This is a genomic window from Enterobacter sp. 50793107, from assembly GCF_001463365.1.
Classification (GTDB): Bacteria; Pseudomonadota; Gammaproteobacteria; order Enterobacterales; family Enterobacteriaceae; genus Enterobacter; species Enterobacter cloacae.
In genome coordinates this window covers 26,459-42,633 of record NZ_LNII01000157.1, presented here as the reverse complement: position 1 = coordinate 42,633, position 16,175 = coordinate 26,459, and the positions used below count along the sequence as shown (strand labels likewise).

The window sequence follows — 16,175 nt, the reverse complement described above, 5'->3', positions numbered from 1 at the left end:
TGGCAGGTTACAGGGCAGAAAGGCAGTGTTTACACTGGCACTATCAGGCAAGCAGCATCAGGCACAGACGGGTTCTGTCATACCTGAGTCTGGCAGAAGAAGTCATCCGGCATGAGCCCGGGAAAGTGAGACGCCTGAATATAGTTAACGAGATGAAAAAGCTGGGAAAAGAGTACAGTAATATGGTCATGGTGGCATGACCATATTACTGGGGATCCCTCAGCCCACAGGGAGAGGGAGCAAACACTAAAAACGGCAACGGGTTGCCGTTTTGCTTTTACCTAGAATCGGGTATTCACGCTCATATACCACGTGCGGCCTGGCTCATTATAGGTATAAGCCCCTGCGCCGTACATATAGGCACCCGTCGAGGTATTCCCGGTGGTCTGGGCATTACCCGCACGCCACTGACGTTTGTCGAAGACGTTATCCACGCCGCCGGTCAGGCTGACGTTTTTGGTCACGTCCCACGTCGCGCTCAGGCCAAGGATGCTATACGGGCTGACCTCGTCTTTCTCAGACCCGCTCACCGGCTGACCTTTGTAGTTATACTTCTTCGGCTGCTGCTTGCCGTACCAGGTGAAGGTCGATTGGAGCGACACATCCTGATGCACCTGCCAGCTCAGGGTAGAGTTCAGCGTATACTCCGGGATGATCGACAGACGGTCGCCGGTCTCCTTGTTCTTGCTCTGCAACATGTAGGTGATGTTGTTGGTCCAGTTGATGGTATCGCTGACCGGCACGTTCAGGGAACCTTCCAGGCCTTCAACCACCGCTTTCGGCACGTTCTCCCACTGGTAGATATCGGTGGTGACTTTGCTGGTGGAGGTCTGGCCGATTGGCGCATAGCCCGCTTCAATCTTGTTGCGATAGTCGTTGCGGAACCAGGTCACGCCCGCCAGCCAGCCGTCGCGTTTCCACTCCAGACCAATCTCTTTGTTGATGCTGGTTTCGGCTTTCAAATCGTCGTTACCCATCATGTAGCAGCCCACGCCGTCAGAGCTGGCGTAGCAGCCCTGGCCCTTGCTGTATAACAGGTAGTTCGGGTTGGTCTGGTACAGGCTCGGTGCTTTGTAGGCACGCGCAATACCCATCTTCAGGGTGAAATCATCCCCCAGACCCTGCGACAGGTTCAGGGACGGGCTCCAGTTGTTACCCACGATGGTGTGATGGTCGAAGCGCAGCGCCGGGGTCAGCATGGTGCTGTCGGTCAGCTCCATATTGTTTTCTGCGAACAGGGAGAAAATCTCTGCGGAGGTATACGGGCTGCGATCGTCGCTCATCCCTGGAATGGTCCCGCCCTGCAGGGTTTGCGAGAAGGAGGTTGAATCCTTCATGCGCTGCTGGTTCCATTCGGTGCCCAGCGTCAGGTTCTGGTTGACGATGAAATCAATCGGCAGGTTGATCTCACTGTGCAGCATGACGTCGGCCAGGTCGGTATCGGTGAATTTATCGCTGTTGAACAGCCCCTCGGTTCCTCCGGCCAGCCCTTCACCCAGACGCGAGTTGCGGGTGTGTTCGTACTGCGCCCAGTTGCTGGTGGTAATGCCGTTATCCCAGCCGCCATTCCACGTGACGGCGAAGTTCTGACGATAGATACGGTTGGTCTCTTTACCGTAGTTCTTCTTCACCAGCGCATTGTCGTTGTTGGTGTTCTGGGTATCCCCGGCGTAGAGGTTGTTCTGGCGGCTGTAACCCGCTTCAAACTCCAGAGACTGCATTGGCGCAAAGTCCCAACGCACCACGCCATTGATGTCTTTGTTTTCTACCCCTTCACGGCCTGCAGGCAGGGTGTTGGCATAGGCGCCGGTACGCTCGGACTGATGGCCCTGGTTGATGTCCCACGCATCGGCCTGGGTTTTGTCGAGGTTACCGTACATGCGGAAGCTGAAGTCGCCGCCCAGCGGGCCGCTCAGGCTGAAGTTGGTGCGTTTTGTGGAACCTTCATCCTTGTGTTCAGGCGCGTTCAGATAGGTGTTCCAGGAGCCGTGCCACTGGTCGTCGAATTTTTTGGTGATGATGTTCACCACGCCGCCTGCCGCACCGTTGCCGTAACGCGCGGCGGCCGGGCCACGGATCACTTCGATACGCTCGATCATCTCAGGCGGCACCCAGCCGGTATCACCGCGGGTGTCGCGCTCGCCGCGCCAGCCCAGACGAATCGAGTTGCGGCTCGTGACCGGCTTGCCGTCGATCAGGATCAGCGTGTTTTCCGGGCCCATACCGCGGATATCAATTTGGCGGTTGTTACCGCGCTGGCCGCTGGTGGAGTTACCGGTCAGGTTAACGCCTGGCATGGTGCGGATGATTTCAGACACGTCACGCGCGGGCGGATTTTTACGGATCTCATCGGCGGTAATGGTGGAAACCCCCGGCGCCTGCAAATTCTGCTCGGCGGCGGTGATCACCATGGTGTCTTCATGCTGCGCGGAGGCGGTATTGTCGTCTGCCATGGCAGGCAGCGCGACGCCATAAATCCCTAAATTGACCAGCAAGGCCAGAGAGTGAATCTTCTTATTCATTGGATGTCCCGCTTTTATGGTTTCTTATGAACGCGCTTCCCACAGCGCGGGCATTACGCTATTGCAAATGCAAATAGTTATCAATAATATTATCAATAAAATTTGTCCTGAAACAAAAAAGACTGTTAAACATGAGGTTAGAAGGGTGACGGTGTTAACAACGGGAAGTGAAGCCTGGTGGCAGTCGAAAAACGGCCCGGAATGGGTGCGTGAACAGGGGAAATATCGGGTCACCTTCTGGTGGCGCGATCCGGCGGGAACGCAACACACCTCGGCGGTGAAACGCGTCTGGCTGTATATCACCGGCGTAACCGATCACCATAAAAATGCCCGCCCACAATCCCTCGAACGCATCCCGGATACCGACGTCTGGCAATGGCAGGGCGAGTTCAGCCCCCAGTGGCGTGGCAGCTACTGCTTTATCCCCTCAGAGAATACAGACGATTTTGCACCCGATGTGTTTCACGGTGAGCAGCCGGATCGCCTGGCGCTGCGCGAAGGCTGGCGCAAGCTGTTGCCGCAGGCGATATCCGACCCGCTTAATGCCCAGAGCTGGCGAGGCGGGCGAGGGCATGATGTCTCTGCGCTGGAGATGCCCGACGCTCCGGTGCAGCCCGGCTGGGATCGCCCCAATACGTCATACCGGCAGCCGGTCTGCATTGACTGGCAGAGCAAGCGGCTGGGCAATCGTCGTCGCGTCTGGATATTTACCACCGGCGATGACGATCCGGAACGCCCGCTGGCGGTGCTGCTCGACGGCCAGTTCTGGGCCGAGAGCATGCCCGTCTGGCCAGCGCTGACGGCGCTTACCCTCGGACGCAAACTGCCGCCTGCCGTCTACGTTTTAATCGATGTGATAGATATGGCGCATCGCAATAACGAATTGCCCTGTAACCCCGATTTCTGGCTGGCGGTGCAGGAAGAACTTCTCCCTCTTGTAAAACAATGCACGCCATTCAGCGACCGCGCAGACCGTACGGTGGTCGCAGGCCAGAGCTTCGGCGGTCTCTCCTCGCTTTATGCCGCACTAAACTGGCCGCAGCGTTTTGGCTGCGTGCTGAGCCAGTCCGGCTCTTACTGGTGGCCGCATCGCGGCGGGCAGCAGGAAGGGCTGCTTATCGCGCAACTGAAAGCGGGTGAAAAAACCGCACGCGGCCTGCGCATCGTCCTTGAGGCCGGGCGCAACGAGCCGCTGATTTACCGCGCGAATCAGGCCATTTACGACGAACTGCACACACAGCAGCAGGTTTACTGGCGTCAGGTTGACGGCGGACACGACGCGCTTTGCTGGCGCGGTGGGCTGACGCAGGGGCTGATGACCCTCTGGCAGCCGCTTATTCACTAACGGAGTCTGTATGGAATTCAGCAATCCTTTCGATAATCCGCAGGGGCAGTTTGCTATTTTGCGTAACGATCAGGGGCAGTACAGCCTGTGGCCGCAGCAGTGCGAATTGCCCGCAGGCTGGCGCGTGGTATGCGACGCGCAATCGCAGGACGCATGCCAGCAGTGGCTGGCCGAACACTGGCAGACGCTCAGCCCCTCTAATTATGCGGGGGAGCATGCATGAACCGTCTGCCGCTTGTTGCCGCCCAGCCGGGCATCTGGATGGCGGAGCAGCTTTCCAGCCTGCCGAACGCCTGGAGCGTGGCACACTACACCGAACTGAAAGGCGATATTGACGCACCGCTGCTGGCAAAAGCCATTGCCGAAGGCATGATGCAGGCCGACACGCTGCGCATGCGCTTCACCGAGGATAACGGTGAGGTGTGGCAGTGGGTGGATGCATCAATGACGCTGCCTGAACCGGAAATCGTGAATGCCGGTTCCCATGACGCCGCCGTGGCGCTGATGGACGCCGACCTTAATCAGAACCTTCGTGTCGACAGCGGTCAGCCCCTGGCGTTTCACCTGCTGATTCAGATCGGTCCGCAACACTGGTACTGGTATCAGCGCTATCACCATTTAGTGGTCGATGGCTTCAGCTTCCCGGCGATTACCCGCCAGATCGCCGCGATTTATGCCGCGTGGAAGAGGGGCGAGCCCACGCCTGACTCCCCGTTTACGCCGTTCGCCGGGGTGGTGGAGGAGTATCAGCGCTACCGCGACAGCGAGGCGTATCAGCGCGACGGTGCTTTCTGGGCTGAGCAGCGCAAACAGCTTCCTTCTCCGGTCTCGCTTTCCTCTGCGCCGCTGCCGGGGCGTGCCGCCACCACCGACATCCTGCGCCTGAAAATCGCCGCCGATGGCCGCGCCTTCAGCCAGCTTGCGCAGGCCGCAGGACAGGTACAGCGCACCGATCTGGCGCTTGCGCTGGTGGCGCTGTGGCTGGGCCGTCTCACCGGACGGCTGGACTACGCCGCCGGGTTTATCTTTATGCGCCGCATGGGCTCCGCTGCGCTGACCGCGACCGGCCCGGTGCTCAACGTGCTGCCGCTGGCGGTGAACATTCATCCGCACGAGAGCCTGCCGGAACTGGCGCAGCGCCTGGCAAACCAGCTGAAAAAAATGCGTCGCCACCAGCGCTACGACGCCGAGCAGATCGTGCGCGACAGCGGGCGTGCCGCGGGTGATGAAGCCCTGTTCGGCCCGGTGCTCAATGTCAAGGTATTCGATTATCAACTGGACATCGACGGCGTGGAGGCCACCACCCACACGCTGGCCACCGGCCCGGTGAACGATCTGGAGCTGGCATTGTTCCCGGACGAGCAGGGGGGGCTGAGCATTGAGATCCTCGCCAATAAACAGCGCTACGATGAAACCACGCTGGCCCGTCACGTGGCGCGCCTGAATGCGATGTTGACGCAATTTGCCGCTAACCCGGACCTGCGCTGCGGCGAGGTTGAAACGGTCTCAGAGCAGGAATACCAGCAGCTTACACGCATCAACGATACCGGGCTGGCGCTACCGTCCACCACGCTTGCGGAACTGGTGGCGGAACAGGCGAGCAAAACGCCGGACGCGCCCGCACTGGCGGATGCGCACATCGAGCTCAGCTATCGCCAGATGCGCGAGCAGGTGGTGGCACTGGCGCATCTGTTGCGTGAGCGCGGCGTGAAACCGGGCGACAGCGTGGCGGTGGCGCTGCCGCGCTCGGTATTCCTGACGTTAGCACTGCACGGCATTGTGGAGGCGGGGGCCGCGTGGTTGCCGCTGGATACCGGCTACCCGGACGATCGTCTGCGGATGATGCTGGAGGACGCGAAGCCGTCGCTGCTTATCACCACCGACGAACAGCGTCCGCGCTTTAGCGATCTGTCCGTCGGGACGTTTAGTTACAACACACTATTACCGGCTGCAGAGGCTGAACCGCTGCGGCTGGCGAAGCCGGAGCAGACGGCGTACATCATCTTTACGTCGGGCTCGACAGGGCGTCCGAAAGGGGTAATGGTCGGGCATACCGCCATCGTTAACCGTCTGAAATGGATGCAGGATCACTACCCGCTTACGGCGTGTGACGTGGTGGCGCAGAAAACACCGTGCAGCTTTGACGTGTCGGTCTGGGAGTTCTGGTGGCCGTTTATCGCCGGGGCGAAGCTGGTGATGGCCGAGCCGGACGCGCACCGTGATCCTCAGGCCATGCAGCACTTCTTTGCGCACTATGGCGTCACCACCACCCACTTTGTGCCGTCGATGCTGGCGGCGTTTGTCGCCTCGCTGACGCCGGAAAACGCCGACTGCTGTAAGAGCCTCAGGCAGGTATTCTGCAGCGGGGAAGCACTGCCGACGGAACTTTGTCGCGAATGGGAGCGGCTCACCCACGTGCCGCTGCATAACCTCTACGGCCCGACGGAAGCGGCGGTGGACGTTAGCTGGTATCCGGCATTTGGACCAGAGCTGGCGGCAGTTGCAGGTAACAGCGTGCCGATCGGTTTCCCGGTATGGAACACCGGGTTGCGGATCCTGGATGCGATGATGCGCCCGGTACCGTTTGGCGTGGCGGGCGATCTCTATCTCACCGGCATTCAGCTGGCGCAGGGGTATCTGGGGCGTCCGGATCTCACCGCCAGCCGCTTTATTGCCGATCCGTTCGCGCCGGGCGAGCGGATGTACCGTACCGGTGACGTCGCCCGCTGGCTGGACAACGGCGCGGTGGAGTATTTAGGCCGCAGCGACGACCAGCTGAAAATTCGCGGCCAGCGCATCGAGCTTGGCGAAATCGACCGGGCGATGCTGTCGCTGCCCGACGTGGCTCAGGCGGTGGCGCACGCCTGCGTGTTCAACCAGGCGGCGGCCACGGGCGGCGATGCCCGTCAGCTGGTGGGATATGTGGTTTCTGAATCCGGTTTACCGCTGGATCGCGACGCGCTGCTTGCCTCACTCAGATCGCAATTGCCGCCGCATATGGTGCCGGTGGTGTTACTGCAAATCAGCGCGCTGCCGTTAAGCGCAAACGGCAAACTGGATCGCAAGGCGCTGCCGCTGCCGGAGCTGACCAGCAAAACCAGCGGACGCGCACCGGAAAGTGCAACCGAAATTGCCGTCTCGCAGGCGTTTGCGTCTTTGCTGGGCTGTGCGGTGAACGACATCGAAGCCGATTTCTTTGCCCTCGGCGGCCACTCGCTGCTGGCGATGCGCCTGGCCGCACAACTCAGCCGTACGTTCGCTCGCAAGGTGACGCCGGGGCAGATAATGGTCGCCTCTACGGTCAGCAGGCTGAGTGCTCTGCTGGATTCGCCGATAAGCGACGAGCAGGCACAGCGTCTGGGTTATGAAACCTTGCTGCCGCTGCGCGAAAGCGACGGCCCGACGCTGTTCTGCTTCCATCCGGCTTCCGGTTTTGCCTGGCAGTTCAGCGTGCTGGCGCGCTACCTTAGCCCGCGCTGGTCCATTACCGGAATTCAGTCGCCGCGCCCGGAGGGGCCGATGCAGCAGTGTGCGGATCTGGATGGGGTGATTGAACATCATCTGACTACGTTACGTGGCCGGCAGCCCCATGGGCCGTATTACCTGTTCGGCTACTCGCTTGGCGGCACGCTGGCGCAGGGGATTGCTGCGCGTCTGCGTGAACAGGGCGAAACCGTCGCCTTCCTGGGTCTGCTGGATACCTGGCCACCGGAAACCCAGAACTGGGCGGAAAAAGAGGCCAACGGACTCGACCCGGCGGTGCTGGCCGAAATTGAGCGCGAGCGACAGGCGTTTATCGCCGCCCAGCAGGGGCAGGGCTCCAGCGCGCTATTCAACGCCATTGAAGGTAACTACGCCGACGCGGTGCGGCTGCTCACCACGGCGCACAGCTCGCGGTTTGACGGGAAAGCAACGCTGTTTGTTGCCGAGCGCACGCGAACGATAGATCCGCAGGTGGCGTGGTCGCCGTGGGTAAATGAACTGGAGGTATACAGCCAGGATTGCGCCCATGTGGACATCATTTCGCCGCAGGCGTTTGAGAAGATTGGGCCGGTGTTGCAGAAGATGTTGGGGGAGTGATTTCCCCTCACCCTAACCCTCACCCACGGCGAGGGGGATGGTTTGCGCCCTCTCCCTGTGGGAGAGGGCCGGGGTGAGGGCATCAGCGCGCATGCTTTCCAAGCGGCACCACCAGCGGCGTGCCCGCCACCGGGTCGTCAATAATCATGCAGCGCATGCCGTAGATCCGCTCGATAAGCGCTGGCGTCACAATCTCCTTCGGCGCGCCCTGCGCCACAATTTCGCCGTCGCGCAGTGCAATTAAATGCGTGGCATAGCGGCAGGCCTGATTCAAATCATGCAGCACCGCCGCCAGGGTGTAACCTTGCGTGCGGTTGAGCTCGCTCAGCAACTCGAGCAGATCGATCTGATGGCTGATATCAAGCCAGGTCGTCGGTTCATCCAGCAGCATAATGGAGGTCTCCTGCGCCAGCACCATCGCGATCCACGCCCGTTGACGCTGGCCGCCGGAAAGCGTGTCCACGCTCTGCCGGGCGAGGTCCGTAATGCCCGTTGCCTGCATCGCGCGGTTCACCGCGTCTTCATCTTCCTTGCGCCAGCGGGTAAACAGCGGCTGGTGCGGATAGCGTCCGCGTGAGACCAGCTCCTGCACCGTGATGTCTCCCGGCGTGGTGGCGTTTTGCGCCAGCAGCCCGATGCGCCTGGCCACCTCTTTACTGGCAAAGCGCTGGATCTGCTCGCCGTCGAGGAATACGTGGCCTTCAACCGGCGTCATCAGGCGACTGAGGGTGCGCAACAGGGTCGACTTGCCGCAGCCGTTCGGGCCGATAATCGCCGTGAAATGGCCGTCAGGAATGTTGACGGTTAAGTCATGGGCAACGATTTTTTTGCCGTAACTGAGAGTAAGGCTTTCGCCGCGCAAGCGGGTGGTTGAATCGGTCATTTCTTGCGTGACTCCTGAACGAGCAAGACGATGAGGTAAATCCCGCCAAGGCTGACGGTGACAACGCCCACCGGAAGTTGATAAGGCATAAACAGCCGCTGGGCGCAGAGATCGGCGGCCAACAGTAACATTGAGCCGCACAGCGCCGCCTGGGTTAAGCCCCAGCGGGCCGTACCGCTAAGACGACGCGCAATGTGCGGGGCGACAAGGGCGATAAAGGAGATGGGTCCGGCAATCGCGGTGGAGGCCGCGGTGAGCAACACGGCGACCAGCATCAGCATCAGACGCGAACGCTCAACGCCGACCCCCAGCGCACAGGCGCTGTCGTCACCCATTTCCAGCAGCCGCATGCGCCGCACCAGCAGCAGCGCGGCGATAAACATCAGCAGAATCAATGGCGCGGCTGGCCAGACTTTGCCCCAGGTCAGGCCGTTGAGGGAACCGGCATACCACAGCCCGGCCGACAGCGCCGTTTCCAGCGAAGCCTGCAAGAGCAGCCAGGTATTGAACGCCATCAGCATGGCACGCACGCCGATACCGATAATGATCAGGCGGAAAGTGTCGATACCGTTGCGCCAGGCAAGCAGCCAGATCACCAGCGCGGTCAGTATCCCGCCGGTCATCGCCGTCACGGTGATGGCCGTCAGATGCTGACCAAACAGCACCATCGCGACCAGCACGCCGCTCCAGGCACCGGTGTTGAGACCCATTACATCCGGGCTGCCGAGCGGATTGCGCATCAGCGACTGGAAAATCGCGCCGCTGACGCCAAGCGCGGCACCCACCAGCATCGCCATTGCCACGCGCGGCAGTCGCCACTCCGTCACCACCATCGTGACAGCGCGCGGGGCGCTGCCGGTGAGCGCGTTAAACACCTGGGCCAGATCGAGCGTCACCGCGCCGCTGCACAGGCTTGCGATCGCCAGCATCAGAATGGCGATAACCAGAAGCGAAACGCTGAGGATCAAACGACGAGAGGGGGCCATCATGCGTCACCTCCGCGTTTACGTCGTACCAGGAAGATCAGGACCGGCGCGCCGATAAAGGCGCTTACCACCGAAACGCGCAGTTCGCCGGGAACCAGAAGACGCCCGACAACATCAGCGAACAAGAGCAGGGCCGGGGTGGCCAGCAGCGTCACCGGCAGCGACCAGCGGTGATCGGCCCCCACCAGCCAGCGCGACAGATGCGGCATCATCAGCCCGATAAAGGCAATCGGGCCGACCACCGCCGTCGCGCTGCCGCACAGCACGGTGATGACCACTAATCCCGTCAACTGGGTTCGCGCCACGCGGTTGCCGAGCGCGGTAGCGGTGTCGCTGCCAAGGCTCAGGCTGTTCAGCGCCCGGCTTAAACCGAGTGCCACGGCGGCGGCAATCATCACCGGGATGACCACCACCTTAAGCGTCTCCAGCGTGCGGATATCCAGCGAACCGGCCTGCCAGAAGCGGAGCTGATCGTAAACGTCCGGGTTAAGCAGGGCGATGCCGTTAGATAACCCTTCCAGCACGGCGGCAAGCGCCACGCCCGCCAGCGTCAGGCGTACCGGGCTAAGCTGCCCGCCGCCCTGGCTGCCGGTAAAGGCGACAATCAGCGAGGCCGCCAGCGCGCCGCAAAAGGCCATAACCAGTTGTTCTGAGGGAGAGGTAAACCCGAACAGCGCCGCACCAAGCACAATGGCAAAGCTGGCACCGCTATTCACGCCAAGAATGCCGGGGTCAGCCAGCGGGTTGCGGGTGAGGGTTTGCATAAGTGCCCCCGTAAGCCCCAGTGCGCCACCGGCAAGTAATCCGGCCAGGGTTCGGGGCAGGCGGGCATCCAGCACGATGGTGCAGTCGGCGCTCTGACAGGTACCAAAGAGCGCATCAACAATCACGGAGGCGGGCAGCGGTTTCGCACCAACCAGCAGACTGAGCGCCATCGCAAGGATTAACAGCAGCAATAACACGGGCACGGCAACCGCGCGCACCGCAGAAGAAGAGGAAAACGACATAGCAACATCCATGATTTGATAATGATAGTGATTATCGTTATCTATCTTATTTGGCTATGTTAGCATGTGCGCCCATGGAATGGGTAGAAATAGACTCAAGGTCTTGTCATGAATCAAAAATCCTGGCTGATTAACCTCAGCCTGCTGAAGACGCATCCGGCGTATCGCGCCGTGTTTATCGCGCGTTTTATCTCCATTTTGTCCCTTGGCCTGCTCGGCGTTGCCGTCCCGGTACAGATCCAGACGTTGACGCACTCAAGCTGGCTGGTCGGGCTGTCGGTCACCTTAACCGGCGGGGCGATGTTTATCGGTCTGATGATCGGCGGCGTGCTGGCCGACAGGTACGAACGCAAGAAGCTGATCCTGCTGGCGCGCGGCACCTGCGGGGTGGGGTTTGTCGGATTGTGCCTGAACGCAATGCTGCCAGAACCCTCCTTACTCGCCATTTACGCCCTCGGGCTGTGGGATGGTTTCTTTGCTTCGTTAGGCGTGACGGCGCTGCTGGCCGCCACGCCCGCGCTGGTAGGGCGCGAGAATCTGATGCAGGCGGGGGCAATTACCATGCTCACCGTCCGTCTTGGCTCGGTGATATCGCCGATGGTGGGCGGCCTGCTGCTGGCCACCGGTAACGTGGCGTGGAACTACGGCCTCGCGGCGGCGGGGACGTTTATCACCACCTTAACCCTGCTGCGTCTGCCGCTTCTGCCACCGCCACCGCAGCCGCGTGAGCATCCGCTGAAATCGCTGATGGCGGCGATCCGGTTTCTGTTCAGCAACCCGCTGATTGGTGGTATTGCGCTGCTCGGTGGTCTGCTGACGATGGCGAGCGCCGTACGCGTGCTGTACCCGGCGCTGGCGGGAGAGTGGCAGATGAGCGCCTCAGAGATTGGCGTGCTGTACGCCGCCATTCCGCTCGGCGCGGCGTGTGGTGCGCTAACCAGCGGCAGGCTGGCGCAGAGCGCGCGTCCGGGGTTGATTATGCTGTTGACGACGCTGGCGTCGTTTATCGCGATGGGGTTCTTCAGCCTGATGCCGGTCTGGGCGCTGGGTGTGCTGTGTCTGGTGCTCTTCGGCTGGCTGAGCGCCATCAGTTCTCTGTTGCAGTACACCCTGATCCAGACCCAGACGCCGGAGGGAATGCTCGGGCGCATCAACGGCCTGTGGACCGCGCAAAACGTGACGGGCGATGCCATTGGCGCGGCGATCCTCGGTGGGCTGGGGGCCGTCATGACACCGGTGGCTTCGGCGAGCACCAGCGGGTTTGCGTTAGCCGTTGTAGGTGGGATCCTGTTAATGGTATTAGCAGAATTGCGCCGGTTCAGGCAGGAGGTTGTATTGAACGACGGTGCGGCCTGATGCCCTCACCCCGCCCCTCTCCCACGGGGAGAGGGAGGGAAAATGCCTACTTAAACAATGCATTTAATCTCTCTAACACCAGCATCGCGCTGTAATAATCCAGGCGGAACGTCTCCGTTCCCAGTGCCCATACGCGTTTATTCTTCACCGCAGGCAGGTGAGCCAGCAGCGGGTTGGCGTAAATCGCCTCGACGTCTTTTTGATCGCCGGCAAACAGGAACAGGCCTTCACCGTTCAGCCCGGTAGCCAGATTTTCACCGCCTAACTGGATGATGTCGTGACGTTTGCCCTGACTTTTTGATGTGTGCAGCCCGGCAGGCAGTTCGGCCAGGGTAAAGCCTAACTGGTGCAACAGCTGGCCCTGGGCAGACTCCGCGGTCCACAGGTTAGCGCTGTGCGCGGCGGCAGTGTACACAATGGCGTTCACCGGCTGCGGCGGCAGCGTCATCTGCTGTTTCACCTGCGCGAGTTGTTTATCGAATGCTGCAATGCGTTCGGCGGCCTGTTTTTCCTGTCCGGTTATCGTGCCTAACTGCTTCAGCAGTTCCTGCCAGCTTTTGTCGTCGTAGTTGATGATGAGCGTCGGCGCGATGGCGGAGAGCTGATCGTACAACGCCAGGGCCGAATCTCCGCCGGTCGCGCTAATCAGAATCAGATCCGGCATCTGCGCCGCCACCGCTTCCGCACTCGGCTCGCCAATGTACAGGCGCGCCACGTTGCGCTGTTTCGCAATATCACCCCACTGACGTAAAAAGCCCTGCGCATCCGCCACGCGGTTATTGGGCGTGGTCGCCCCGCTGGCCACTACCGGAGCGTCAATCGCCAGCAATGAGCCGGTCAGGGTCACGCTGGTGGAGACAATGCGCGTGGGTTTGCTCTCCAGGGTATGCACGCCGCGGCTGTCGGTTATCTGACGCGGCCAGTCGGCGGCGATGGCTGAGGTTAGTCCTAAAACAAAACATCCCGTTAAAAGAAGGGCATTACGGCAAACGGCGGGGAATTTCACAACGCGGCATCCTGTTCTCTTTGAAGTTAATGCTTCTCATTTTCATGATTGCGGCGAGGGGATGCAAGCGATACTCGCACAAGATGTTCGCTCTGCGGTTGACACCGGCGCGATGTGGGATTAGGTTAGCCAACGAAAATATAAATGATAATCATTATTGCTTCTTTTATCATTTTATGGAGGATGATATGGATACGTCCCTGGCTGAGGAAGTTCAGCACACCGCGACCACGCTGCCATCAGACAGCTTTTTCTTTATGTCGCCTTACCGCAGTTTTACCACGTCAGGCTGTTTTTCCCGTTTCTCTGAACCCGCCGAGGGCGGTGATAACCCGTCGGGGGCCTTCCAGCAGAAACTGGCTCAGGCTTTCCGCAACGCGAAGGCCAGTGGCATTGCCCATCCCGTGATGGTGGGAGCCATCCCGTTCGATACCCGCAAGCCCTCATCCCTGTTTATTCCGCAGCACTGGCAGACCTTTTCGCGCCCGGCGCGTCAGCAGTCCGCGCGCTATTTTTCCGCTTCCCAGGCGTTGAGCGTGGAAACCCGCACTGAGATCCCGCCGCAGCCCGTGTTTGAAGAGATGGTTGCCCGTGCGGCAGCGCTCACCGCCACGCCACAGGTGAACAAAGTGGTGCTGTCGCGGCTGATTGATATTGCGACGGATAAAACGATTGATAGCGGCGCGCTGATGGAGCGACTGATCGCCCAGAATCCGGCCAGCTTCAACTTCCATGTGCCACTGGAAGATGGCGGCGTGCTGCTGGGCGCGAGCCCGGAACTGCTGCTGCGTAAAGAGGGGACACACTTTAGCTCTCTGCCGCTGGCGGGCTCTGCGCGTCGTCAGCCGGATGACGTGCTGGATCGCGAGGCGGGTAATAAGCTGCTGGCCTCCGAGAAGGATCGCCACGAGCACGATCTGGTGACCCAGGCGATGAAAGCCATTCTGGCACCGCGCAGCCATCATCTCAGCATGCCAGCTTCCCCGCAGCTGATCACCACCCCAACGCTCTGGCATCTGGCGACGCCGGTGGAAGGGGAGGCCCGTGAAAATGAGAACGCCCTGACCCTGGCCTGTCTGCTGCACCCGACGCCTGCGCTGAGCGGTTTCCCGCATCAGGCGGCAAAAGAACTGATTGCCGGGCTGGAGCCGTTCGACCGCGAACTGTTTGGCGGCATCGTTGGCTGGTGTGATAGTGAAGGCAACGGCGAGTGGGTGGTGACCATCCGCTGCGCGCGTCTGCTTAAAAATCGCGTTCGCCTGTTTGCCGGTGCGGGCATTGTGCCAGCCTCCTCCCCGGTGGGCGAGTGGCGCGAAACCGGGGTGAAGCTCTCCACCATGCTCAACGTTTTTGGTTTGCACTGAGGAATCATCATGACCATCCCCTTTACCCGTTGGCCTGAGGAGTTTGCCCGGCGCTACCGTGAAAAAGGCTACTGGCAGGATCTGCCGCTGACCCACATTCTGACCGACCACGCGGAGAAAGATACCGTCGCCATTATTGACGGTGAACGTCACCTGACCTGGCGCGCGTTCAACCAGGCGGTGAATAACCTGGCCTCCGTCCTGCAGGAGCAGGGCGTGCGTCGTGGCGAGACCGCGCTGGTTCAGCTCGGCAACGTGGCTGAGTTTTACATCACCTTTTTCGCGCTTCTGCAGGTGGGTGTGGCTCCGGTGAACGCGCTTTTCAGCCACCAACGTAACGAGCTGAACGCCTACGCCGCACAGATCAAACCCACGCTGCTGATTGCCGACCGCGAGCACGCCCTGTTTGCAGGCGATGATTTCCTGAACCGTTTTGTGGATGAACATCGCTCAGTGCGTGTTGTCCTGCTACGTGGCGATAACGGCGCACATGCCCTGGAGGCGGCCATCGCCCACCCGGCGGCCCATTTCATCCCCAACCCCACGCCTGCCGACGAAGTGGCGTTCTTCCAGCTTTCAGGCGGCAGTACCGGCACGCCAAAACTGATCCCGCGTACGCATAACGATTACGACTACAGCATCCGTCGCAGCAACGAAATTTGCGGTATTACTGCGGATACCCGCTATCTGAATGCGCTACCGGCGGCCCATAACTACGCCATGAGTTCCCCGGGTTCGTTAGGGGTATTCATGGCTGGTGGTTGCGTGGTGCTGGCGCACGATCCGAGCGCCACGATCTGCTTCCCGCTGATTGAACGCCATCAAATTAACGTCACCTCGCTGGTACCCCCGGCGGTCAGCCTGTGGTTGCAGGCGATTGCCGACGGCGCGGGCAATGCGCAGCTTAAATCGCTGAAGCTGCTGCAGGTGGGGGGCGCACGCCTCTCCGCCACGCTCGCCTCGCGTATTCCGGCGGAAATTGGCTGCCAGCTACAGCAGGTGTTCGGCATGGCGGAAGGGCTGGTGAATTACACCGCTCTCGACGATACCCCGGAGCGCATCATCCACACCCAGGGCCGTCCGATGTGCCCGGATGACGAAGTGTGGGTGGCGGACGAGCAAGGCAACCCGCTGCCGCGTGGCGAAACAGGGCGTCTGATGACCCGTGGGCCGTACACCTTCCGCGGCTATTTCAACAGCCCGGAACACAACGCCAGCGCCTTTGATGCCAACGGGTTTTACTGCTCCGGCGATCTGATTGCCATCGACGAGCAGGGGTACATCACCGTGCAGGGGCGCGAGAAAGATCAGATCAACCGCGGCGGGGAGAAGATCGCCGCTGAAGAGATCGAAAACCTGCTGCTGCGCCATGAGGCGGTGATCCACGCCGCGCTGGTGAGTATGGAGGACAGCCTGTTGGGCGAGAAAAGCTGCGCGTTTCTGGTGGTGAAACAGCCGCTGCGCGCGGTTGAGGTGCGACGCTTCCTGCGCGAGCAGGGCGTTGCCGAATTCAAACTGCCGGATCGCGTGGAGAGCGTGGATGCGCTGCCGTTAACGCCGGTCGGCAAAGTCGATAAGAAACAGTTGCGCCTGTGGATCGCTGAACGCGCCCGGGCCTGAGGAACA

General features: G+C 60.8%; 11 protein-coding genes and 1 pseudogene. 7 read left to right on the top strand and 5 right to left on the bottom strand.

Annotated features, from left to right (window positions below; translation table 11 throughout):
* Window positions 1-200, top strand: a pseudogene (locus APU11_RS28685) (IS4 family transposase); the annotation flags it as partial.
* Between the two features lie 81 nt (window positions 201-281).
* On the opposite strand, the gene APU11_RS19955 reads toward APU11_RS28685, so the two are convergent.
* Window positions 282-2,522, bottom strand: coding sequence for a TonB-dependent siderophore receptor (locus tag APU11_RS19955; protein WP_058650476.1), 2,241 nt, complete (start codon window positions 2,520-2,522; stop codon window positions 282-284).
* Window positions 2,523-2,538: 16 nt separating this feature from the next.
* Between APU11_RS19955 and fes the strand changes: the two genes are divergently transcribed.
* The 3 genes from fes to entF are packed head-to-tail and all read left to right on the top strand — an operon-like array spanning window position 2,539 to window position 7,947.
* Window positions 2,539-3,867: an enterochelin esterase gene (gene fes / locus APU11_RS19950; RefSeq protein ID WP_155687005.1), complete on the top strand. Its 1,329-nt coding sequence runs from the start codon at window positions 2,539-2,541 to the stop codon at window positions 3,865-3,867.
* A gap of 10 nt (window positions 3,868-3,877) precedes the next feature.
* A complete protein-coding gene (locus APU11_RS19945; protein WP_058650478.1) occupies window positions 3,878-4,090 on the top strand; it encodes an MbtH family NRPS accessory protein in 213 nt (70 codons plus the stop codon).
* Window positions 4,087-7,947 (top strand): enterobactin non-ribosomal peptide synthetase EntF, encoded by a 3,861-nt coding sequence (gene entF / locus APU11_RS19940; RefSeq protein ID WP_058650479.1) that lies wholly within the window; start codon window positions 4,087-4,089, stop codon window positions 7,945-7,947. Before APU11_RS19945 ends, entF begins: the two co-directional genes overlap by 4 nt.
* 82 nt (window positions 7,948-8,029) lie before the next feature.
* On the opposite strand, the gene fepC is transcribed toward entF, so the two are convergent.
* From fepC to fepD, 3 genes are read right to left on the bottom strand one after another with little or no spacing between them, the layout of a single operon-like run.
* The gene (gene fepC, locus APU11_RS19935) at window positions 8,030-8,830 is read right to left on the bottom strand and encodes an iron-enterobactin ABC transporter ATP-binding protein (RefSeq protein ID WP_058650480.1); all 801 of its coding nucleotides are present in this window, start codon (window positions 8,828-8,830) and stop codon (window positions 8,030-8,032) included.
* Window positions 8,827-9,819, bottom strand: coding sequence for an iron-enterobactin ABC transporter permease (fepG, locus tag APU11_RS19930; RefSeq protein WP_044158800.1), 993 nt, complete (start codon window positions 9,817-9,819; stop codon window positions 8,827-8,829). The genes fepC and fepG overlap by 4 nt, the downstream gene beginning before the upstream one ends.
* On the bottom strand, window positions 9,816-10,823 hold the full coding sequence (fepD, locus tag APU11_RS19925; RefSeq protein WP_058650481.1) for a Fe(3+)-siderophore ABC transporter permease: 1,008 nt from the start codon (window positions 10,821-10,823) through the stop codon (window positions 9,816-9,818). Before fepD ends, fepG begins: the two co-directional genes overlap by 4 nt.
* A 108-nt stretch (window positions 10,824-10,931) precedes the next feature.
* Here fepD and entS point away from each other — a divergent pair, with 108 nt between their 5' ends.
* Complete coding sequence (entS, locus tag APU11_RS19920) at window positions 10,932-12,179, top strand: enterobactin transporter EntS (protein ID WP_058650482.1); 1,248 nt, start codon at window positions 10,932-10,934, stop codon at window positions 12,177-12,179.
* Window positions 12,180-12,225: 46 nt separating this feature from the next.
* Here the strand turns inward: entS and fepB are convergent, their stop codons facing one another.
* Window positions 12,226-13,185, bottom strand: coding sequence for a Fe2+-enterobactin ABC transporter substrate-binding protein (gene fepB, locus APU11_RS19915; RefSeq protein ID WP_058650483.1), 960 nt, complete (start codon window positions 13,183-13,185; stop codon window positions 12,226-12,228).
* 188 nt (window positions 13,186-13,373) lie between these two features.
* Here fepB and entC point away from each other — a divergent pair, with 188 nt between their 5' ends.
* Window positions 13,374-14,549 carry an isochorismate synthase EntC gene (gene entC, locus APU11_RS19910; RefSeq protein ID WP_038418883.1) on the top strand — a complete coding sequence of 392 codons (1,176 nt, stop codon included), beginning with the start codon at window positions 13,374-13,376 and terminating at the stop codon, window positions 14,547-14,549.
* A gap of 9 nt (window positions 14,550-14,558) precedes the next feature.
* Window positions 14,559-16,169 carry a (2,3-dihydroxybenzoyl)adenylate synthase EntE gene (entE, locus tag APU11_RS19905; RefSeq protein ID WP_058650484.1) on the top strand — a complete coding sequence of 537 codons (1,611 nt, stop codon included), beginning with the start codon at window positions 14,559-14,561 and terminating at the stop codon, window positions 16,167-16,169.
* Window positions 16,170-16,175: the final 6 nt, after the last annotated feature.